We start from the raw sequence: 20,928 nt of genomic DNA on the forward strand, positions 1-20,928 counted from the left end.
CCGCGTACCGGCGTACGCGTACGGGCCGCACGGGCCGCATGAGGGCCTTCCACCGGTGGCGGCTCATACCGCGGCTCATACCGGCCGAGGGGCCACCGGGCTGTTCGGGAGGGCCAGTTTGATCTCCTCGCGGAGTTCCTCGATGCCGGCGAAGCCGGAGTAGTGGCCGCTCAGCCGGTACATTTCGCGCAGCCTGTCCCACGTCCGGTGCGATGAGGTCTCGTTCATCGAGACGAGCGCGAGGCGGGCGTAGCGGTCGGCCTGCTCCGGATCGTCGGCGATGAAGCAGGCCGAAGCCATCGAGATGTAGTCGAAGATCTTCGAGCGCTGGTGGCCGTCGGCGCGCAGCCGCAGGGCCTCCTGGGCGTGCTTCTGGGCGATCGGCGCGGCCGACGGATCGTGGTCGGCGAGGGTGCGGAAGGCCAGTGCCTGCATGCCGTGCAGATCGGCTTCGTCGAAGTGCTGCATCCACGACGGCGACGGCACGTCTCCCGACGTGGACACGAACAGGTCCTCCGCCTCGCCGAGGGTACGGCGCATCGCCTGGCCCTTGCCGAGCGCGGCCTGCGCCCACGCCTCGATGGTGTGCAGCATGGCGCGGGTGCGGGGCAGCGTCTGCTCGCCGGAACCGGACTGCGCGAGCTTCATCAGGTCCAGGGCCTCGTTCGGCTTGCCCAGGTGGACCATCTGACGGGCGGCACGGGAAAGCGCCTCCCCCGCACGCGGCCGGTCGCCGCCCTCGCGGGCCGCGTGCGCGGCGATGACGAAGTACTTCTGGGCCGTCGGCTCCAGGCCCACGTCGTGGGACATCCAGCCCGCCAGCACCGCCAGGTTGGCCGCCACCCCCCACAACCGCCGCTGGAGGTGGTCGGGATGGTGGTACGCGAGCATGCCGCCCACCTCGTTGAGCTGCCCGACCACGGCCTTGCGCTGCAGGCCGCCGCCTCTGGAGGCGTCCCAGGCGCGGAATACCTCCACGGAGCGCTCCAGGGCCTCGATCTCCTGGGAGCCGATGGGTGCGGCCTCGTACCGGTCGTATCCCGCCCCGTCGGCCTGGTAGTTGTCGCCGTGGCGGAACGCGTCCTTGGCGCGGGCCGGGTCGGTGTGGAGCCAGTCGTACATGGCGTTGCTGAGGGCTGAGCCGGCGGTGAGCGCGGCGCCCGCGCCCATCAGACCGCGACGGTTGAGCATGAGGTCCATTCCCGTGAATTCGGTGAGGACCGCGGCTGTGCGTTCGGGCGCCCATGGCATCCCCTCGGGGTTCTCCAGCTCCCCGTCCGGTTGCCGTTTGGTGGTGCGCCGTTGTCGTACGAACCCGAGGTCCTCGATGGTCACGACACGACCGAGCCGCTCGGTGAACAGTGCTGCCAGTACCGTGGGAACCGGTTCGCGCGGGGTCTCCCCCATGTCGATCCAGCGCCGCACCCGCGAGGTGTCGGTGGCCAGCTGGTGGTGGCCCATGGAGGCCGCCTGCCGGTTGACCATCCTCGCCAGTTCGCCCTTCGACCATCCGGCCAGGCCGAACAAGTCGTTCAGACGGGTGTTTGGTGCTTTGCTCACGTCAAGCCCCCAGGTTCTCGGCTGAGTTGACAGTAACCCCCCGTCAGATGCCGAGCGACTATTCGCCAGGCTTCGCCAGGGCACGCTCCGTGGTCCGCCACCCACGGCCGGGTGTCAGGTAGGAATGCGCCTCCCCGACCCGGTCACCGACGGAACTCCCCAGGGTGATGCACGGGATCGGCGGGGCGGCGTACGCAACTCGTCGGCGCACGAAGGGATCCGTAACGCCATGTACGCAGCAACGACCTCCGTGTCCGCTCCGGTCCGGCCGCACCGCACTCTCCCCGCGGTCGGCGGCCCCTACCTCGAACCCGGCCGCATCGCGGCACCGGTGCAGGGCGCCGTACGGGCACGGCGGATGCCGGGTACCGGATCGCAGCCGCTCAGCGGGAGAATCGACCTGTCGGGGCCGCAGGGCGCTCAGTTGCGGACCGCGCTCGCCTCGGTGCAGCGGATCTGTCCGGAGTTCGCGCCGGTCCAGGTGCTGCGGCGCAGCGGCCGGTCGGTCCTGCTGGTGGGGACGACCGGACGGATGACCGCCGTGGCGAAGGTTTTACTGGATCACTCGCCCGAGTGGCGCGAGCGGTACCGGCACGAAATAGCGACGTACCGGACGTTCGTCCGGCACCGCCCGCAAGTCCGCGTGCCGCGGCTGATCGCCGCCGACCCGGAGAACTGCGTACTGGTCGTCGAGCGGATGGCGGGCCGGGTCGCCGCGCTCCAGCGGCACCCGGTGGAAGCACCGCCGCGAGCCGACCTGCGGGCAGCGCTGGGCGCGGTGCGCCAGGTGAACGGCTGGCGGCCCGCCGAGGAGCTGTTCGAAAAGCCCCTGGACTACGACCGGCGGATCGCCCGGGACTACCAGCAGGGCCTGCTGACCGACCGCGACTTCGGGGATCTGCAGAAGCTGCTGCACGGGGTGAAGATGGCCGGCACCCCCTGGCAGTTCAACCACGGCGACGCGCTGCTGTCGAACCTGCTGCTGTCCCCGGCGGGGCCGGTGCTCCTCGACTGGGAGCACGCCGGCTGGTACCTGCCCGGATACGACCTGGCCACGCTGTGGACGGTACTGGGCGACGCCCCGGCCGCCCGTGCCCACATCAGCCGCATGGCGCAGGCCGCCGGACCGTCCGCACGGGACGCGTTCCTGGTCAATCTGATGCTGGTGCTGACCCGGGAGATCCGGATGACGGAGACGGCGGTGCAGCGCTCGATGGCGGCGACCGCCCCGGCCCACCCCCTGCCGGTGGGTTCCCTGTCCTCCGGCGAGGAGCAGAGGCTGCTGCTGCGGCGCCTGCACGACGACGCGGGCATGGCGCGCAGGGCGGTCCGCGCGGCCGTGGGCACGCGCTGACCCCGGCGTTCGCGGGCTCGTAGAGCGGAACCCAGGAGCACGGATCCCTGTCCCGTGTCGCACACACCCGGTGTGTGCGGCACGGGATTTCCCGTGTCCGGGCCCGGTGTGCGACTGGTGCGCATGCCTTGACTTCACATGATCCCCCGAACACCTTTCCTGACTCAGCATCAGAATCGCTGAACCGCCCCTTCCCTCCCACGACGCCGGAGCCTGCCCATGACCGCGAGACCCGCCTCCGCAGCCAGTTCCGAACCGAGTTCCGCCCTCCCCTCCCGCCGGACGGTCCTCGCGGGGACCGGAGCCGGGGTGCTCGCCGCCACCGTGCTGCCCTCCGCCGCGGCGCACGCGGCCGGCGCCGGCCCGGGGGCCGCGACGCTCGGCGAGTACGACGTCGTCGTGGTCGGATCCGGGGCCTCCGGGATGACCGCCGCGCTCACCGCCGCCAAGCGGGGCCTGAGCGTGCTCGTCGTCGAGAAGGCCCCCACCTTCGGCGGTTCGGCCGCCCGCTCCGGCGCCGGCATCTGGCTGCCCAACAACTCCGTGATCCTGGGCGCGGGCGTCCCGGACACCCCCGAGAAGGCGGCGGCGTACCTCGCGGCCGTCGTCGGCGACGGTTCCTCGGCGGACCGGCAGGCCGCCTTCCTCGCCAACGGGCCGCGGATGCTGGACCTCGTGATGGCCAACAGCCCGCTGCGCTTCCGCTTCATGGACGGCTACAGCGACTACTACCCCAACCTCCCCGGCGGGCTTCCCAACGGCCGCTCGATCGAGCCCGATCAGATCGACGGCAACATCCTCGGCGCCGAACTGGCCCACCTGAACCCGGCGTACATGCCCGTACCGGCCGGGATGGTGGTGTTCAGCCAGGACTACAAGTGGCTCAACCTCGCGGCCGTGAGCGCCAAGGGCCTCGCGGTGTCCACCGAATGCCTTGCGCGCGGCGCCGCGGCCGCGCTGTCCGGACAGAAGCCGCTGACCATGGGCCAGGCCCTGGCGACCGGCCTGCGGGCCGGGCTGTTGCGGGCCGGGGTGCCGGTGTGGCTCAACAGCCCCCTCGTCGACCTGGTCCAGGAGGGCGGCGCGGTCACCGGGGTCGTGGTGGAGCAGGAGGGCGTACGGGGCGTCGTGCGGGCCCGCAAGGGCGTGGTCATCGGCTCGGGCGGCTTCGAGCACAACGCGCAGATGCGGGCCCAGTACCAGCAGCAGCCGATCGGCACCCAGTGGTCGGTGGGAGCCGAGGAGAACACCGGCGACGGCATCCGTGCGGGCCAACGGGCCGGGGCGGCACTGGCGTTGATGGACGACGCCTGGTGGGGGCCCTCGATCCCGTTGCCGGACGAGCCGTACTTCTGCCTGGCCGAACGGACCCTGCCCGGCGGCCTGATGGTCAACGGTGAGGGCGCCCGCTTCGTCAACGAGGCCGCTCCGTACAGCGATGTGGTGCACGTGATGTACGAGAAGGACCGGGGCGCGACCGGCTCGCACATCCCCGCCTGGCTGATCGTGGATCAGAACTACCGCAACAAGTACCTGTTCAAGGACATCCTGCCCACGATCGCCTTCCCCGACTCGTGGTACGAGGTGGGCGCGGCGAAGAAGGCGTGGACCTGGGACGCCCTGGCCCACCAGATCGGCGTACCGGCCGGAGCCCTGCGCTCCACCCTCAACCGGTTCAACGCGCAGGCCTGGAACGGCACCGACCCCGACTTCCACCGGGGCGACACCGCGTACGACCACTACTACACGGACCCGGGCGTCCGGCCGAACTCGTGCCTGGCCCCGATCTGGGCCCCGCCGTTCTACGCCTTCAAGATCGTGCCGGGCGACCTGGGCACGAAGGGCGGCATCGTCACCGACGCGCGGGCCCGCGCGCTGCGGGCCGACGGATCGGTGATCCGGGGCCTGTGGGCGGCGGGCAACGCGAGTGCGGCCGTGATGGGGCACAGCTACGCGGGGGCCGGATCGACGATCGGCCCCGCGATGACGTTCGGCTACGTGGCAGCGAACGACATCGCGGCCGGCTAGTGCGGTGGCGGGCGGCTAGCCCTGCTGGAAGAGCTCGGCGGGCAGCGGCTTCAGCAGCGCGTACAGGTCGTCGGTGATCGGCCGGTCCCAGCTCGCGATGGTGACCAGCACGTTGTCACTGCGGTCGAACTGCACGCAGCTGATCCGGCTCTCGGAGAGCTTGATCTTCCGGACGATGAGGAGGTTGTCGCCCTGCATGACGGGGCAGTCCTCGGCGCCGATGACCTCGACGTCCTCGTCGTTCTCGAGGGCGTCGAGGAGCTGGGCGACCTCGAAGGGGACCTGGCCCTCCGAGAGGTCGCGGGCGGGGGAACCCTCGGGCAGGTTTCCGATGATCATCGCGGGGCCGCGTCCGCCGAAGAGGTCGTAGCGGAGGAAGACACCCTGGCAACTGCCGTCGGGCGCGGGCAGCAGCCCGGCCCCGAGGTTGCCCGGCCAGTCCCCCGGGTCCATGGCCAGGACGTCGAAGTCCGGGCCGGCGGGTGTGGCGGCGCGGTGGCGGCGGAGGAAGGACATGCCGCCATGGTACGTGCCCGCCCGCGTTTCCCGGCCCCCGCCCCGGGCTCCGCCCCTGCCCTTGGGCGTCCGCCTGACCGTGGCTACGCCCTCGGCCGTGCGCCTGACCGTGGCCGTGGGCCTGGCCGTGATCGCGCCCCTGACTGTGCGCCCACCCTTGGCCATGGGCCTGGCCAGGGCCGTGCCCTTGGCCGTGGCGCTGACCGGGCCGTGGGCGTGGCCGTGGCCGTGGCCGTGGCTACGCCCTCGGCCGTGCGCCTGACCGTGGCCGTGGCCCTGGCCCTGGCCCTGGCCCTGGCGCTGGCCCTGGCGCTGGCCCTGGCGCTGGCGCTGACCCTGGCCGTGCCCCTGACCGTGGCCGCGCCCCTGACCGTGAGCCCTCACCGTGGGCCCTGACCGTGGGCCCTGACCGTGGCTCGGATCCGGGTCGGCGGCCCACCGGTCCGCCGACCCGTACGTACCGCTGCGCGGGGCGGCCGCCCTGACCGCCGTCCCCGCCTGCGGGTCCGTACGCCCGCTGCGCGGCGCCGGTCCCCTACCCACCCTTCCGCCGTTCCCAGGGCTCCGCCCTGACCCGTAGAGCCCGGGCTCCGCCCGAAGCCCCGCGCCTCAAACGCCGGCGGGGCTGATATCTAGCCCCGCCGGCGTTTGAGGCGCGGGGGTCCGGGGGCTGGCCCCCGGCAACGAACCCGCACGGCGAGCACGGCGCCGGCCAAATCCGGCCCCGCCGGCGATTGAGGCGGAGGTCCCGCCTGACCCCCAGGCGGCTCAGCCCGCCGCGGACTCCGCGGAGCGGGCCGCCAGCGCCTCCAGGACGGCGACCGCCTCGGCGGCCCGGTCGGCGGCCACGAAGAGGTGGTCGTGGTGGTAGCCGGCGATGACGTTGCAACTCAGGCCGTGCGCCGCGAGTTCGGTGGCGAAGGCCGCGGTGAGGCCTACGGCTTCGAGGGCGGAGTGCACGCGCAGGGTGATCCAGCCGGCGGTGTACTCGTACGGCAGCCCCGCGCCGTCGGCCTCCTCCTGCCCGAGGACGAGGGTGAGCCCCTCGGGTTCCAGGATCGAGGCGACGGGGGTGAGCCCGGCGAGGGCCTCGGGGTCGGTGTCTCCGGGGATGGTGCAGAACACGTACTGCCCGTCGTTCAGCACGGGCCGCATACCGCTCAGCAGTTTCCGCAGGTCGCTCTCTCCACTCATGTGGACACCCTACCTTTTACCCCGATATGCCCGAACGGCCCGGCCGCCACCGTCAAGGTGGCGGCCGGGCCGTGCCGAGCCGTGCGTCCGTGCGTCCGCGCGTCCGTGCCGTTTCGACTAGGTCAGGTCGAACTCCCCGCCCCGCGCGTTCAGGACGAACTTGCGCCACTCGTCCGGCGCGAAGATCAGCGAGGGGCTTTCGGGGCGGTCGCCGTTGCGCATCGCGATGAACCCCTCCACGAAGGCGATCTGGACGTCACCCGCCCCCCGGCTGCTCGACTGCCAGTCCGCCTCGGTCAGATCGAGGTCCGGCTTTCCCCAGCCGGCCGGCGCCTGCGAAGTCATGCTCTCTGCCACGTGCGTGCTCCTCCCGGTACGTCGTCCCGGGGTCAGGTTAGCGATCGCACGGCGTGCCGCACAGGCCACGGTGCGTCACTCCTGGTCCCTGTGAGGCACCCCTCCCCGAAGCCGGATACCGCGGCCGCCGTTTTCAGGAGGCCGGCGGCTGCGAACCCACCAGCCACATCGAGAAGAACTGCGCCCCGCCCCCGTACGCGTGCCCCATCGCCCGCCGCGCGTCCGGGACTTGGTGTTCCCCGGCCTGACCGCGCACCTGGAGGGCCGCTTCCGCGAAGCGGATCATGCCGGAAGCGCCGATCGGGTTGGTGGACAGGACACCGCCCGACGGGTTGACGGGGAGGTCGCCGTCGAGTTCCGTGACCCCGGCCTCGGTGAGCTTCCAGCCCTCGCCCTCCTCGGCGAAACCGAGGTTCTCCAGCCACATCGGCTCGTACCAGGAGAAGGGCACGTACATCTCCACCGCGTCGATCTCCCGGCGCGGATCGGTGATCCCGGCCTGCCGGTAGACGTCGGCCGCGCAGTCCTTGCCCGCCTGCGGGGACACGAAGTCCTTGCCCGCGAAGAGCGTCGGCTCGCTGCGCATCGCCCCGCCGTGCATCCAGGCCGGCGGCTTCGGCGAACGGGCCGCGCCCGCCCGGTCGGTGAGGATCATCGCGCAGGCGCCGTCGGAGGACGGGCAGGTCTCGGAGTACCGGATCGGGTCCCACAGCATCGGCGAGGCCTGGACCTTCTCCAGGGTGATGCCGTGCTCGTGCAGGTGCGCGTACGGGTTCTTCAGCGCGTTGCGCCGGTCCTTGTACGCCACCAGCGAGCCGACCGTGTCAGGCGCGCCCGTGCGCCGCATGTACGCGCGGACGTGCGGGGCGAAGAAGCCGCCGGCCCCGGCCAGCAGCGGCTGCTGGAAGGGAACGGGCAGCGAGAGCCCCCACATGGCGTTGGACTCCGACTGCTTCTCGAAGGCGAGGGTCAGCACGGTGCGGTGCACGCGGGCGGCGACCAGGTTGGAGGCGACCAGCGCCGTGGACCCGCCCACCGAACCGGCCGTGTGCACGCGGAGCATGGGCTTGCCGACCGCGCCGAGGGCGTCGGCCAGGTACAGCTCCGGCATCATCACGCCCTCGAAGAAGTCGGGGGCCTTGCCGATGACGACCGCGTCGATGTCCGCCCAGGTCAGCTCGGCGTCCGCGAGCGCGCGGACCGCCGCCTCGCGCACCAGCCCCGCGATGGAGACGTCGTGGCGGGCGGCCACGTGCTTGGTCTGCCCGATGCCGACGACGGCCACGGGCTCCTTGCCCGATGCGCTCATGCTCGGTCCCCTTCCAGGACGGCGACCAGGTTCTGCTGGAGGCAGGGGCCGGAGGTGGCGTGCGCGACGGCCCGGTCGGACTCGCCGCGGTGGATCCGGGCGGCCGCCTCGCCGATCCGGATCAGCCCCGCGGCCATGATCGGATGGGCGGCGAGCGCGCCGCCGGACGGGTTGACGGACACGCTCGCGTCGAGTCCGAGCGCCTTGCGCAGCACGACCTCCTGGGAGGAGAACGGCGCGTGCAGTTCGGCGGTGTCCACCGGCTTCTCGAAGACCCCCGCGTGCTCGGCGGCGATCCGCGTGGACGGGGAGTCGGTGAGGTCGCGCAGCCCGAGGCTGTGCGCCTCGATGCGGTGGTCGATACCGGTGATCCAGGCGGGCCGCTCGCACAGCCGCCGCGCCACGTCCCCGGCGGCCAGGATGACGGCGGCCGCGCCGTCGCCGATCGGCGGGCAGTCGCCGGTGCGCAGCGGGGCGACCTCGTAGTCGCCCTGTGCGACGGAACCGCTGAGCTGGGCGTGCGGGTTGGCGCTCGCGCGGGCCCGGTTGCGGGCGCCGATCGCGGCGAGCGCCGGTTCGTCGGTCTCGCCCGCGTCGATGAGGGCCTGGGCCTGGAGGGCGGCCAGGGCCACCGAGTCGGGCCAGAGCGGAGCCACGTAGTAGGGGTCGAGCTGGCGGGTCAGGACGTCCCGTACCGATCCCGGGGAGGACTTGCCGTACGCGTACACGAGCGCGGTGTCCGCCTCGCCGGTCTGGATCTTGACCCAGGCCTCGTACAGGGCCCAGGCGCCGTCCATCTCCACGTGCGACTCGGAGATGGGCGGCCAGGCGCCGACCCCGTCGAGGGTCATGGTGAAGGAGAAGGCCCGGCCGGCGAGGTAGTCGCTGGAACCGGAGCAGGTGAAGCCGATCTCGCCCGTCTTCAGACCGGTCTGTGCCAGGACCTGGTGCAGGACCGGCATGACCATCTCGACTTCGCTGAGCTCGTCCGTGCGGCGCAGGTGGTCGCTCTGCGCGAAGGCGACGACGGCCACTTCCCGTGCGTGCCCGCTGCTGGTCGGCGTGGCCATCAGATGAGCTCCTTGTAGACGTCGTAGTCCGCGTCCGGCTCTCCGGTGGGGCGGTAGTGGTCGGGGTAGCGGCCGCCTTCGGTCCACACGGGCTCCACGCGCAGGCCCATGCGGACCTGGTCGTAGGGGATGCCGCCGATCCGGCCGTGGAGTGCGAGGTCGGCGCCGTCGAGGGCGATGTGTGCGTAGACGTAGGGGACTTCGATGTCGAGGTTCGCCGTATGACCGGCCTTGATGTTGACGATGCAGTACGTGGTCACCGTGCCCGCCGGACCGACCTCGACCGGGTCGGTGGTGGCGACCCCGCAGGTGGGACAGGCGCCGCGCGGGGGCACGTACACCTTGTGGCAGGAGGGGCAGCGCTCTCCGACGGTCTTCCGCTGGGAGAGGCCGTTGATGTACGCGGTCTGCGCGCGGCCGGGGGTGTACGTGTAGTCCAGGCGGGCCTCGGCGACGATGCCGGTGACGGCGTCGGCGAACTCACCGGCGTGCGGCGCCGCTTGCGCGGACCCGTCGCCCTCGTGGTGCTCCGCGGGCTCGAAGCAGGCGATGTCGGTGATCGCCCCGATCCGCTCCCCGGCCCACCGGATCCGGACCCGCATGCCGGTGTGCACGGCCTCCGGCCCGGGGGCGTCGAGGGCGTGCAGGATCCCGGTGTCGGCGCCGTCGAGGCGTACGAGGACCCAGGCGAAGGGGGTGGCGAGGGGCTGGCCGCGGCGCGGCGCGGCGTTCCACGCCCAGGTGGTCACGGTTCCGGTGGCGCCCACCTCGACGAGGTCGCGGATCTCCTCGGCGGTGACGGGGTCGTACTCGACCGGCGGCACCATCACCTTGCCGTCGGCGGTGGTGACCCCGAGGACGACGCGTTCGCGCAATCCGGTGAGGAAGGCGCTCTGCACGGGCCCGAGGGACCGGGTGAAGGGGAACTCGACGACGAAGGGCGCGCGGAGGATCTCCGGTGGGGACGCGGCTGTCATGGATGGTCTCCGATGTGTTGGTTCCGAGAACGGTCGAGTGGCGATCGCGGCCCAGGGGCGATCGCGGCTGGATGGCGGTCGCGGCCGGGTCCGGCCCCGCCGGAGGGGTCCAGCCCGGCCAGGGGTGCCTCCCGGCGGTGGCCGGGGGATTTCGAGGCGCGGGAGTAACCGGGGCCGGCCGCCCCGGTTACTCCCGCCGGTACAGCGCGGGCCGCTTCTCCGCGAAGGCCCGGGCCCCCTCCTTGGCGTCCGCCGTGTCGAAGACCGGCCAGCCGCGCAGGAGTTCGGAGGCGAGCCCCTCGGTCTCCGTCATCTCGGCCGTCTCGTAGACGGACGCCTTCACCGCCTCCACCGCGAGCGGCCCGCACGCGTTGATCCGCTCCGCGATCTCCAGCGCGGCCTCCAGCGCGGTGCCGTCCGGCACCACCCGCCCGATGAGCCCGATCCGGGCCGCCTCCTCGGCCGCGTACGGCCGCCCGGACAGCAGCATCTCCAGCGCGTGCGTCCGCGGGATCTGCCGGGGCAGCCGAACGGTCGAGCCGCCGATCGGGAAGAGCCCGCGCTTGACCTCGAACAGTCCGAAGGTCGCGCCTTCCCCGGCGACGCGGATGTCCGTGCCCTGGAGGATCTCCGTCCCGCCGGCCACGCAGTAGCCCTCGACCGCCGCGATGACGGGCTTGCGCGGCCGGTGGTGGCGCAGCATCGCCTTCCAGTGCAGGTCCGGGTCGGCTTTGAGCCGGTCCCGGTACTGGTCGCCCTCCATGCCCCGACCGGCCAGTGCCTTCAGGTCCATGCCGGCGCAGAAGTCCCCGCCGGCGCCCGTCAGCACGACGGAGCGGATCCCGTCGTCCGCGTCCGCTTCGAGCCAGCCGTCGTACAGCCCCACCAACAGCGGCAGCGAAAGGGCGTTCTTCGCTTCTGGCCTGTTCATGGTGAGCACCAGCGTGGCGCCGTGGCGTTCCGCCGTCAGGTGTTCCGTCCCACCCATTGCCGTCCTCCCGTCTCAAGACCTAGAACAGGTTGCAGTAGGGGCGGGTGCAGTTCAATAGTTTTCTGACAGTCAGTCAGATTTCTTGGGCGGTCCCCTTCCCACTTGGGGCTGGCGACGCTCTAATGACCGCCGAGCAGACCAGCCATGGGATTTTCTGGGTCAGGAGGACCGGTGGAGTACAACATTGCCGACCTGTTCGAGTCGGTCGTGGACGTGGTCCCGGACCGCGAGGCCCTCGTGTACGTGGACCACCCCGGGACCGGCGCCGAGCGCCGCCTCACGTACGCGGAGCTGGACGCGGCGTCGAACCGCATCGCGCACCACCTGCTGGACAGCGGGCTGAAGGCCGGCGAGCACCTGGGCCTGCACCTCTACAACGGGATCGAGTACTTGCAGACGGTGCTGGCCTGCCTCAAGGCCCGCCTGGTACCGGTGAACGTGAACTACCGGTACGTGGAGGAGGAACTGGTCTACCTCTACAACGACGCCGACCTCGCCGCCCTCGCCTTCGAGGGCGAGTTCACCGAGCGGGTCGCGGCGGCGCTGCCGCAGACGACGAAGCTGCGCCATCTGATCCGGGTCGGGCCGGCTCCCGAGGACGCCCCGGAGCCCTCGGTCGCGCCGATCGCGTACGCCGACGCGGAGGCGGCCGGATCGCCCGGGCGCGGCTTCCCGCCCCGCTCGCCCGACGATCTGTTCATCATTTACACGGGCGGTACGACCGGCATGCCCAAGGGCGTCATGTGGCGCGCCGAGGACCTCTTCTTCGCCGGGCTCTTCGGCGGCGAACCGTCCGGCGAGCCGGTGAAGCGGCCCGAGGAGCTGGCGGAGCGGGTCGCGGCGCGCGGCCCCGGGCTCACCTTCTTCCCGGCTCCCCCGCTGATGCACGGCACGTCCACGCTGACCTCCTTCATCGCCTTCAACTACGGGCAGCGGGTGGTCATCCACCGCAAGTACGCCCCCGAGGAGGTGCTGCGCACGATAGAGAAGGAGAGGGTCACCAGCGTGTCGCTGGTGGGCGACGCCATGCTGCGGCCGCTCATCGACGCCCTGAACGGCCCGCTGAAGGGAACGGACCTGTCGTCCCTGTTCAGCGTCTCCTCGTCCGGCGCGATCATGTCGGAGACCGTGCGCGCCGAGTTCCAGAAGCTCGTGCCGAACGTGCTGCTCCTGAACAACTTCGGCTCGTCCGAATCCGGCTCCAACGGGCGCGCCACGAACGACTCCAGCCCCGAGAGGGGCTTCCGGCTGGAGGTCAACGAGCGTACGCAAGTGGTCGACCCGGTTTCCCACGAGCCGGTGCCGATCGGCGAACCGGGGCGGCTCGCGCAGCGCGGGTACGTCCCGCTGGGTTACTACAACGACCCCGTCAAAACCGCCGAAACCTTCTTCCAGAAGGGATCGGAGCGGTGGGTGCTGCTGGGTGACATGGCGACCGTGGACGAGCAGGGCATCGTCACCGTCCTCGGCCGCGGTTCGCAGTGCATCAACACGGGCGGCGAGAAGGTGTATCCGGAGGAGGTCGAGCAGGCGCTGAAGTCCCATCCGGACGTGTACGACGCCCTGGTGGCCGGGGTCGCGGACCCGACGTGGGGCAGCCACGTCGCCGCGGTGGTCCAGATCCGGGACGGCGCCCCCGAGCCGACGCTGGAGGAGATCCAGGCCCACTGCCGCACCAAGCTCGCGGGCTACAAGATCCCGCGGCAGCTCGTCATCACCTCTGCCGTCCAGCGCTCCCCGAGCGGCAAGGCGGATTACCGGTGGGCGAAGTCGGTGGCGACGGAGGCGGACGCGGACGCGACGCGCTGACCGCCCGCGGGTGCGCGCGAGGGCCGGGACCCGGACGGGTGGCGGGCGGGTGGAAGGCTCCGGAGGCGGCGAAGGCCGCGGACGCCTCGGGGGTGGAGATCGACATGGCAGCAACCCCGGCAGGCGATCACCCGTTCGAGTAATTGATTTGGGCGCCGCACTCCGGCAATCTACCGAATGATCGGTCGGTTGACTCGAAGAGGGGTGGGCGGCATGAGCACGTTCCCGAAGGGGCGCGATGCGTGGGGCCACGGCGGCGATGCCGCCGGGCGCGGGGCGGACGAGGCGGACGAGGGCGAGCGGCTGAGCCGGGACGAGCTGGCCGCCCTCCAGCTGACCCGGCTGCGCGCGACCCTGCACCGGGCGTACGAGCGGGTGCCCTTCTACCGGCAGTCCTTCGACAAGGCCGGCCTGCATCCCGACGACTGCCGCTCCCTCGCCGATCTCGCCCTCTTCCCCTTCACCACCAAGAGCGACCTGCGCGACCAGTACCCCTTCGGCATGCTCGCCGTCCCCCGTCCCGAGGTGCGGCGCATCCACGCGTCCAGCGGCACCACCGGCCGGCCGACCGTCGTCGGGTACACCGAGGGCGATCTGTCCACGTGGGCGGACGTGGTCGCCCGCTCGATCCGCGCGGCGGGCGGCAGACCGGGCCAGATGGTCCACATCGCCTACGGGTACGGCCTGTTCACCGGAGGCCTGGGCGCCCACTACGGCGCGGAACGCCTGGGCTGTACGGTCGTGCCCGCCTCGGGCGGGATGACGGACCGCCAGGTCCGCCTGATCCAGGACTTCCGGCCGGAGATCATCATGGTCACCCCGTCCTACATGCTCACCTTGCTGGACGAGATGGAGCGCCAGGGCATCGACCCCCGCTCCACCTCGCTCCGCACGGGGATGTTCGGCGCCGAGCCGTGGACGCAGGAGATGCGCCGCGAGATCGAGGAGCGGCTGGACATCGACGCGGTGGACATCTACGGCCTGTCCGAGGTGATGGGCCCCGGCGTCGCGCAGGAGTTCGCCGAGACCAAGGACGGCCTGCACGTCTGGGAGGACCACTTCTACCCGGAGGTCGTCGACCCGCTGACGGGCGCCGTGCTGCCCGAGGGCGAGTCCGGGGAGCTGGTGTTCACCTCGCTCACCAAGGAGGCGATGCCCGTCATCCGCTACCGCACCCGGGATCTGACCCGGCTGCTGCCCGGCACCGCCCGCCCGGCCTTCCGCCGGATGGAGAAGGTCACCGGCCGCAGCGACGACATGATCATCCTGCGCGGGGTGAACCTCTACCCCACCCAGATCGAGGAGGTGCTCCTGCGCACCCCCGCCCTGGCCCCCCACTTCCAGCTCCGCCTGACCCGGGAGGGCCGCCTGGACGCCCTGACCGTACGGGTGGAGGCGCGCCGGGAGAGCGATGCCGGTCAGCGGGAGGCCGCGGCGGCGGCCGTGGTCCGGGCCGTCAAGGAGGGCATCGGCGTCTCGGTGGCGGTGGAGGTGGTGGATCCGCAGACCCTGGAGCGGTCGGTCGGAAAGATGAAGCGGCTGGTGGACCTCCGGGAGGCCTGAGCCGCGTACCCGGACGCGCCGCCGGACCCGTCGCCGAAACCACCCCTTCGGGCCCACTTCGGGGGGCCTGCCGGGAGCGGGCGGGTCCGTCCGGGTAGGGGAAAGGCGTGACCTCGATCTTCCGGAAGCTCCCCGACCGACTGCGGGCCTCCCCGGCCGGTCTGGCCTGGAGCCGTGGCCGGGAGGTGGAGCTGATGCACCGGGCGATGGGCTTCGCGGCCCTCGGCTTCCTGACCCTGGTGCCGCTGCTGGTCGTCGTCGCGGCCGCCGCGCCCGGCAGCGGCTCCGGCTTCGGACGCTGGCTGGGCCAGGCCCTCGGGGTGACGACGTACTCCCGGGAGCGGGTCGAGATGCTGTTCGGCGCCGCGGACCTCGCGCTGGAGCGGACCACCGCCTTCGGTCTGGCCGCGCTGGCGGTCTTCGGCCTGACCTTCGGCTCCGCCGTGCAGACGGGCTACGAGAAGGTCTGGGACCTCCCGACGGCCCGTTGGCACACCATGTGGCGGCACGTCGTCTGGCTCGGCCTGCTCGTCTGCTACCTCGCGTTGCTGGTCCTCATCCCCACCCCCTCCGAGGACGCGCCCGGCACGATCCTGGGCACCACGGGCGACGTCATCGGCACCTGCCTGTTCTTCTGGAGCTCCCAGCGGCTCCTGCTCGGGGGCCGGGTCCGCTGGCGCGCGCTGCTCCCGGGCGCGGTGGCCACCAGCCTCGGCCTCCTCGGCCTGCGGATCTTCTCGCAGCTGGTCTTCTCCCCGCTGATCGCCTCCAACGCCGTGACGTACGGCCCCTTCGGCACCCTCCTGGTCGTCCAGTCGTGGCTGGTCGGCGTCGGCTTCGTGGTCTACGGCGGCGCGCTGGTGGGCCGCCTGGTCCACGAACACCTCACCCTCCGCCGCCTGCGCACCACCGGCCTCCTCCCGGAGGAGTGACCGGGCACACCGACCGGTCCGCACCCGGAGGGAAGGGAGCGGTCAGGCGGGGTTGGAGAGGTGGTCGCGGAGGGTGCGCTTGAGGATCTTCCCGCTCGCGTTGCGGGGAAGGGAGTCCACGAAGACCACGCGCTTCGGGGCCTTGAAGTGGGCCAGTCGCTCGCGGGCGTACGCGAGCAGTTCCGCCTCCGTCACGCCGTCGCGCGGGACCACCACCGCCGTGACCGCCTCGATCCACCGCTCGTCCGGCAGGCCGACCACCGCCGCCTCCGCCACGCCCGGATGGGCGTACAGGACGTCCTCGACCTGCCGGGAGGCGACCAGGACGCCACCCGAGTTGATGACGTCCTTCACCGCGCAGCCGTTCCAGGACGGGCACCGGCATGACCGACGCCCCGTAGTACGCCTTGCGCAGCGCGGACAGGTCACGGACCGCGAAGTCGGGGTGGTTCGCCAGCCCGATCCACACCGTCGGCGGCGCGAACAGGCTGTCCGCCTCCCCCGCCTCCACCAGGTCGAAGATCTCCGCCGCGACCGGCGAGTCCACGATCGTGTTCCGCGCGCCGACCGCCAGGTACGGAAGCAGGAACACGTGCATCTGTGCCGAGTGGTACAGGGGCAGGGAGTGGACCGGCAGGTCCTCCTCCCCCAGGGCGAGGGCCGCGATCGCGCTCTCGTACTCGTGGCACAGCGCCTCGTGGGTCATCATCGCGCCCTTGGGTAGGGCAGTCGTCCCAGAGGTGTACAGCAGCTGCACCAGCCGGGACGGGTCACCGGTGCCGGCGCGGACACCGGCATAGGCGCCGACATCGGCACCGGCGCCGGCGGCGTACGGCGCCGGTTCGGCGAGTTCCGCGAGGAAGGAGCCGGGGGCGTCGCGCAGCGGCCGCACCGTGAACCCGGCGGGGATCCGGCCGGTCAGGTCCGGGTCCGCGAGGACCAGCGAACTCGCGCAGTTCTCCAGGATGTACGAGAGGTCCTCCCCGGTCAGGTTCTGGTTGACGGGGACGTGCGTGAGCCCGGCGCGCGCGCAGGCGAGGAACGCGACGAGGTAGGCGTCGGAGTTGTGCGCGAAGGTCGCGACCCGGTCCCCCTGCGCCAGTCCGTACCGCTCGCGCAGCACGTGCGCGCCGGTGGAGACGGCCGCGTCGAGCTCCGCGTAGGTCCAGGTCCGCTCGCGGTAGCGGACCGCCGTCCGGTCCGGGACGCGCAGCGCGCTGTCGTGGACCAGTCCGTCGACCGTGTTCTTCCGCACTGGCGTCATACCGGGATCCTCGTCTCCCCGCGGGCGCGGGGTCAATGACCGCAACGTCCGGGATGCGCGGCGGCGGTTCCGAGGGATACCAAACGGGATGTTGACATGACGTCAACCGCCTGCGTGAGTGGGGAGGCACACGGCACACAAGTACCGCCCGCACCACAGCCCGCACGGTCAACTCCGCTCGCGCGCAGGCCCTTTGGGAGGCACGTTGCGCCTTCTTCATGCACACCGCCACACCCGCCCGCTGCTCCGCCGCGTCGCGCTCCCCGGCGCCACGCTGCTGGCCGCGGCGGCCGCGATGCCCCAGGCCACCGCCGCGACACATCCGGGCATGATGGGAGGGGCCACCGGGACGCCCTCGGGAAAGGGGACCGGGCCCGGTACGCCGATGCCCGCGCCGTCCAGTCCGTCGGCCAGGCCGGACGCCTTGAGCTTGGCGGTCATCGACAGGACCTGCTCGAAGACCGCGACGGGACCTTCGCGCACGTCCATGGAATGGTTGAGGTGCCCCAGGATCTCCAACTCGGCCTTGGCACCGCGACATCGAAGCAGACGAAGCGGTCGTGCCTGATGTGCGTTGCCGGGCCGGGCCGTCATGCGGCGCACGTGCCCCTCCTCTGCAACCGGTCCCGCGCGGCCAACTTGCGCCGTTCGTCCCGGTTTCGACGGAAAGTAGCAGCACTCCTGCCAGCGCGGAAGAACTTGCGCACGGTTCCGTTCGACGTTCGCCGGAGCGAGGACGAAGAGCGGCGCGGCGGCGCCCGCGCAGCTCGGCTTCCGCCTCCAACGGCCCGTACGCCGGCTGACCGGTGGGCGCCGTTCAGACCCCGAGGGCGTCCTCCACGCTCGCATGGACGGAAAGGACCGTATCGGCCCCGGTTACGGCGAAGAGCCGGCGCAACTGCTCGCTGGGGGCGGCGATGCGCAGGGCCGTTAGGTGGTGGAACCGAAGGAGGAGGTTCAGGAAGGAGGAGTCCCCGAAGGTGATGGCACCGGCGTCCAGAACCACCAGCGGGCACCGGTTCGCGGCGGAGGCAAGCGCCTCCGCCAGCGGAGCCAGCGTGTCCTGGTCCAGCTCTCCGCGGGCCGCCACCACCCACCCGGTGCCCGCCGGGTAGCCGTCCCGGACCACACCTGTCTGGAATGCGTCCCCTGCTCCGGTCATGCCCGCCTCCCGGCTCGCCACCTGTAACGTCGTCGTCAAGGGAGTATGCCTGGTCGCTCGATCGACGATGCCGCCGCACGGTGCGTACGGCCCCCGGTACGCACCACGTGGTCCGGGAAACGAAGAGGTACCGTGCGAAGGGTGTAGGACCGATGAACCGGGGCACACGCGCCCGAGCAGCCGTCAGTCAATTGGGAGGGGAGTGGCCACATGTCTCGCTCGGCCACCGTCATGGGACCCATTCGTGCTACAGACGTGCAAGCTCCTGCTTGTGATGACCGGGGCCTGGTGGGAGCGCCACCGCAGGACACGGACCGCGTCGAGGTCGAGAACGCCCGCGAGGTGGCCCCGGCCGACGCCCGTGAACTGTCGCGGCACTTCTTCGCGAGGCTGCGCATCCTGGAGGAGGGCACGCGCGAGTACCAGTACACGCGCAACACCCTGATCGAGATGAACCTCTCGCTCGTGCAGTTCGCGGCACGGCGCTTCCGGGCCCGCGTGCTCGGCGGCGGTCTCGACATGGACGACATCATCCAGGTGGGGACCATCGGCCTGATCAAGGCCATCGACCGCTACGACCTCCAGCGGGACGTCGAATTCTCCACGCTCGCGCTCCCCTACATCATCGGTGAGATCAAGCGCTTCTTCCGTGACACCACGTGGGCCGTGCACGTACCGCGCCGGCTTCAGGAGCTGCGTATGGAACTCGCCAAGGCCCAGGAGGCCCTGAGCGACGTCCTGGGCAGGGCGCCGACGGTGAAGGAGCTCGCCCACCACCTGGAGCTGTCCGAGGACGAGGTCATCGACGGGCTGGTTGCCGCGAACGGTTACACGAGCGGTTCGCTCGACACCGTCGTCTCGGACGGCGACGCGGCCTCCTCGGCGAGCGGGACTTCGCGGCCGCTCGCGGAACGCCTCGGCGAGGTCGACTCCGGCATGGAGCTCTTCGAGGATTTCCACACCCTCGCGCCCCTGCTGGGGCAGTTGGCGGAGCGCGACCGGCTCATCCTGCGGATGCGCTTCGGCCAGGAGCAGACCCAGGCCGAGATCGGCGCCGAGCTGGGCATCTCCCAGATGCAGGTGTCGCGCATACTGTCCCGCACGCTGGCCCGGCTGCGCGCCGGCATGCTCGCGGAGTAGGGAAGTGACCTGGGGCGCCTGGGCCGGGGCGCGACACCGCTGACCGCCCAGCCGCCGCGGGACCTGGCCGGAGCGCGGCTGGGCGGCAGCGGGCCGCTCGTTCGGCCCGGGGTCTCCTCCGAATGCGACCTCCCCTTGCCCGAACCGGCCCTCACCGGTGGGCGACGCACCCCGCCTCCCCCTGCTCCCACGGAGGTCTGACCCGGGCCCGTGCCATGGGCACGGGCTTCGCCCCGCGGCTCACCACGGCAACGCCGTGAGAACGGGGGTCGCCTAGACTGTCGTGGGCCGGGCCAGGAAGCACAGACCAGTACCGACGTGGGGGTGAAAGACCTCGGTGGAGACCATCGGACCTGAAGTGGGTGATCCGTCGAGCGCGGGCCTGCCCCCCGCGGGACAGCGCCGCAGGCTCGCCCTGACGGGCGTCCGCGGCGCCGTGGCCAAAGGCCGCGACTTCACGCGCGGGGCCCTGCGCGACTGGGGGTGGGACGGGACCGCGACCACCGAGGACACCCTTCTCCTCGCGTCCGAGCTGCTGACCAACGCCTCCCTGCACGCGGGCGGCTGTCACGAGCTCGTACTCACGGCCGGAGAAACCCTGCTCATCGAGGTCTACGACGGCACCACCACCCTGCCCAGCCGTCACCCCGCCCCGCAGCGCGGCATCCCGGGCGGCCACGGCCTCCACATCGTGGACCGCCTGTCCGACTGCTGGGGCTCGCGCGCGCACGAACACGGCAAGGCCGTCTGGGCGGAGATCGACGCGTCCCGGCTGAAGTCCGGCAGGCCCACCGGTCGATGACCCCGGCGCTTCGGGTCGCGCTTCCGCCGCCTCGGCACGCCGTCCGGGGCCCGTCGAGAGGGGCCCCGGACGGCGAGCGGCACGTCGCCTACCCCGGCCAGGTGCCCGTGACCCGCTGCGTCGCGAGGGCCCCTGACCGTTCGACGGCCGCCCTGACGACGGCGAAGATCGCGCCCTGGAGGGCGGCGGCTATGAGGATCTCCTTCCAGGAGCGGTCCTCATCGGTGGCGTTCGGGGCGTCACCTTCTCCTTCGATCACCTTCCAGGCCTGTTTGAACGCCATCCCGGCGAGCAGGCCGCTTGCCGCCCCCAGTGCCAGCCCGACCGGCCTGTACGCCGCCGTGGACGCCTTCACTTGCGACCCCCGGCCGCGGCGCACCAGAAGGATGACGATCAAGACCGATCCGATGGCGATCAGCGGAGTGCGGTTGGCCCGCACCCTGGTGGCCAACCGGTCCGCCTCGCCGAGTACCGGCTCCGGTGTCCTGCCTTTCATGAAATGCGCGGCCTGTTCCGTCATCCCGGACGCCTTCTCCCTGGCTTGTTCCATGAGGTCCTGGGCCTGAGCCCGGGCGCCGGCCGCCACGTCCATGGCGTGCGCCCTGACGTCGGCGGCCTTCTCCTCGGCCCGTACCTTGACGTCGGCCTTGGCCGCAAGTGCTTCGACGGTCCGGCCGAGCTCATCGCGCGTGCGCTCGGTCCGGTGCCGCAGTTCCTCGGACGAGGAGGTGGAGCCGTTCGTGTGGGGCTGGTTCGTCATCGGTGTGCCCTCTCCTTGATCTGTGCGAGCTGTTGCTTCTGGCGTACCGATCAGGCTGGTTGGCGCCGCACAGGAGGCCGTCGGCCCTGGCAGGGGAAACGCCTGAGGGGGTCCGGACTCGCGGAGTCCGGACCCCCTCA

General features: G+C 71.8%; 18 protein-coding genes and 3 pseudogenes. 8 read left to right on the forward strand and 13 right to left on the reverse strand.

The features are described 5' to 3' along the window. Positions 1 to 75: 75 nt before the first annotated feature. Positions 76 to 1,560 carry a hypothetical protein gene (locus tag J7E97_RS14025; protein ID WP_215026690.1) on the reverse strand — a complete coding sequence of 495 codons (1,485 nt, stop codon included), beginning with the start codon at positions 1,558 to 1,560 and terminating at the stop codon, positions 76 to 78. 229 nt (positions 1,561 to 1,789) lie between these two features. Here J7E97_RS14025 and J7E97_RS14030 point away from each other — a divergent pair, with 229 nt between their 5' ends. Both J7E97_RS14030 and kstD read left to right on the forward strand, forming a co-directional pair. After that, the gene (locus J7E97_RS14030; protein ID WP_215026693.1) at positions 1,790 to 2,914 is read left to right on the forward strand and encodes an aminoglycoside phosphotransferase family protein; all 1,125 of its coding nucleotides are present in this window, start codon (positions 1,790 to 1,792) and stop codon (positions 2,912 to 2,914) included. Positions 2,915 to 3,133: 219 nt separating this feature from the next. Further along, positions 3,134 to 4,942, forward strand: a complete 1,809-nt coding sequence (gene kstD, locus J7E97_RS14035; protein ID WP_215026696.1) for a 3-oxosteroid 1-dehydrogenase — start codon at positions 3,134 to 3,136, stop codon at positions 4,940 to 4,942. 15 nt (positions 4,943 to 4,957) lie between these two features. Here kstD and J7E97_RS14040 read toward each other — a convergent pair whose 3' ends face one another. Next, the gene (locus J7E97_RS14040; RefSeq protein WP_215026699.1) at positions 4,958 to 5,458 is read right to left on the reverse strand and encodes a hypothetical protein; all 501 of its coding nucleotides are present in this window, start codon (positions 5,456 to 5,458) and stop codon (positions 4,958 to 4,960) included. A 252-nt stretch (positions 5,459 to 5,710) separates the two neighbouring features. Here J7E97_RS14040 and J7E97_RS14045 point away from each other — a divergent pair, with 252 nt between their 5' ends. Next, the gene (locus J7E97_RS14045) at positions 5,711 to 5,854 is read left to right on the forward strand and encodes a hypothetical protein (protein WP_215026701.1); all 144 of its coding nucleotides are present in this window, start codon (positions 5,711 to 5,713) and stop codon (positions 5,852 to 5,854) included. A 372-nt stretch (positions 5,855 to 6,226) separates the two neighbouring features. Here the strand turns inward: J7E97_RS14045 and J7E97_RS14050 are convergent, their stop codons facing one another. The 6 genes from J7E97_RS14050 to J7E97_RS14075 all read right to left on the reverse strand — a co-directional run bounded on the left by J7E97_RS14050 (position 6,227) and on the right by J7E97_RS14075 (position 11,353). Beyond that, positions 6,227 to 6,652: an ACT domain-containing protein gene (locus J7E97_RS14050; RefSeq protein ID WP_215026704.1), complete on the reverse strand. Its 426-nt coding sequence runs from the start codon at positions 6,650 to 6,652 to the stop codon at positions 6,227 to 6,229. A gap of 117 nt (positions 6,653 to 6,769) precedes the next feature. Continuing rightward, the gene (locus J7E97_RS14055) at positions 6,770 to 6,997 is read right to left on the reverse strand and encodes a DUF397 domain-containing protein (protein ID WP_251054484.1); all 228 of its coding nucleotides are present in this window, start codon (positions 6,995 to 6,997) and stop codon (positions 6,770 to 6,772) included. 145 nt (positions 6,998 to 7,142) lie between these two features. Continuing rightward, positions 7,143 to 8,318, reverse strand: coding sequence for a thiolase domain-containing protein (locus tag J7E97_RS14060; RefSeq protein ID WP_215026712.1), 1,176 nt, complete (start codon positions 8,316 to 8,318; stop codon positions 7,143 to 7,145). Further along, positions 8,315 to 9,388, reverse strand: coding sequence for a thiolase domain-containing protein (locus J7E97_RS14065; protein ID WP_215026716.1), 1,074 nt, complete (start codon positions 9,386 to 9,388; stop codon positions 8,315 to 8,317). Before J7E97_RS14065 ends, J7E97_RS14060 begins: the two co-directional genes overlap by 4 nt. Then, positions 9,388 to 10,365, reverse strand: a complete 978-nt coding sequence (locus tag J7E97_RS14070; RefSeq protein WP_215026720.1) for a Zn-ribbon domain-containing OB-fold protein — start codon at positions 10,363 to 10,365, stop codon at positions 9,388 to 9,390. The genes J7E97_RS14065 and J7E97_RS14070 overlap by 1 nt, the downstream gene beginning before the upstream one ends. 187 nt (positions 10,366 to 10,552) lie before the next feature. Next, complete coding sequence (locus J7E97_RS14075) at positions 10,553 to 11,353, reverse strand: crotonase/enoyl-CoA hydratase family protein (RefSeq protein ID WP_215026725.1); 801 nt, start codon at positions 11,351 to 11,353, stop codon at positions 10,553 to 10,555. A 174-nt stretch (positions 11,354 to 11,527) separates the two neighbouring features. Here J7E97_RS14075 and J7E97_RS14080 point away from each other — a divergent pair, with 174 nt between their 5' ends. The 3 genes from J7E97_RS14080 to J7E97_RS14090 all read left to right on the forward strand — a co-directional run bounded on the left by J7E97_RS14080 (position 11,528) and on the right by J7E97_RS14090 (position 15,660). After that, the gene (locus J7E97_RS14080) at positions 11,528 to 13,165 is read left to right on the forward strand and encodes an acyl-CoA synthetase (protein WP_215026726.1); all 1,638 of its coding nucleotides are present in this window, start codon (positions 11,528 to 11,530) and stop codon (positions 13,163 to 13,165) included. A gap of 213 nt (positions 13,166 to 13,378) precedes the next feature. Then, positions 13,379 to 14,728: a phenylacetate--CoA ligase PaaK gene (gene paaK / locus J7E97_RS14085; RefSeq protein ID WP_251054471.1), complete on the forward strand. Its 1,350-nt coding sequence runs from the start codon at positions 13,379 to 13,381 to the stop codon at positions 14,726 to 14,728. Positions 14,729 to 14,835: 107 nt separating this feature from the next. After that, the gene (locus tag J7E97_RS14090; protein ID WP_308346496.1) at positions 14,836 to 15,660 is read left to right on the forward strand and encodes a YhjD/YihY/BrkB family envelope integrity protein; all 825 of its coding nucleotides are present in this window, start codon (positions 14,836 to 14,838) and stop codon (positions 15,658 to 15,660) included. Positions 15,661 to 15,702: 42 nt separating this feature from the next. Here the strand turns inward: J7E97_RS14090 and J7E97_RS14095 are convergent. From J7E97_RS14095 to J7E97_RS14105, 3 genes and pseudogenes are all read right to left on the reverse strand, one after another. Continuing rightward, positions 15,703 to 16,924 (reverse strand): annotated as a pseudogene (locus J7E97_RS14095) (AMP-binding protein). Between the two features lie 321 nt (positions 16,925 to 17,245). Next, positions 17,246 to 17,449: pseudogene (locus tag J7E97_RS14100) on the reverse strand (sugar kinase); the annotation flags it as partial. Between the two features lie 292 nt (positions 17,450 to 17,741). Beyond that, on the reverse strand, positions 17,742 to 18,086 hold the full coding sequence (locus J7E97_RS14105) for an STAS domain-containing protein (RefSeq protein WP_215026728.1): 345 nt from the start codon (positions 18,084 to 18,086) through the stop codon (positions 17,742 to 17,744). A gap of 210 nt (positions 18,087 to 18,296) precedes the next feature. Here J7E97_RS14105 and J7E97_RS14110 point away from each other — a divergent pair, with 210 nt between their 5' ends. Beyond that, positions 18,297 to 19,226 carry a SigB/SigF/SigG family RNA polymerase sigma factor gene (locus J7E97_RS14110; protein WP_215026729.1) on the forward strand — a complete coding sequence of 310 codons (930 nt, stop codon included), beginning with the start codon at positions 18,297 to 18,299 and terminating at the stop codon, positions 19,224 to 19,226. Between the two features lie 358 nt (positions 19,227 to 19,584). Next, positions 19,585 to 20,028: an ATP-binding protein gene (locus J7E97_RS14115; RefSeq protein WP_308346497.1), complete on the forward strand. Its 444-nt coding sequence runs from the start codon at positions 19,585 to 19,587 to the stop codon at positions 20,026 to 20,028. 88 nt (positions 20,029 to 20,116) lie between these two features. Here J7E97_RS14115 and J7E97_RS14120 read toward each other — a convergent pair whose 3' ends face one another. Beyond that, positions 20,117 to 20,383 (reverse strand): DUF4235 domain-containing protein, encoded by a 267-nt coding sequence (locus tag J7E97_RS14120; RefSeq protein WP_215026784.1) that lies wholly within the window; start codon positions 20,381 to 20,383, stop codon positions 20,117 to 20,119. 249 nt (positions 20,384 to 20,632) lie between these two features. Next, positions 20,633 to 20,788: pseudogene (locus tag J7E97_RS35795) on the reverse strand (DUF3618 domain-containing protein); the annotation flags it as partial. Positions 20,789 to 20,928: the final 140 nt, after the last annotated feature.

The organism is Streptomyces sp. ISL-66, from assembly GCF_018614135.1.
Classification (GTDB): Bacteria; Actinomycetota; Actinomycetes; order Streptomycetales; family Streptomycetaceae; genus Streptomyces.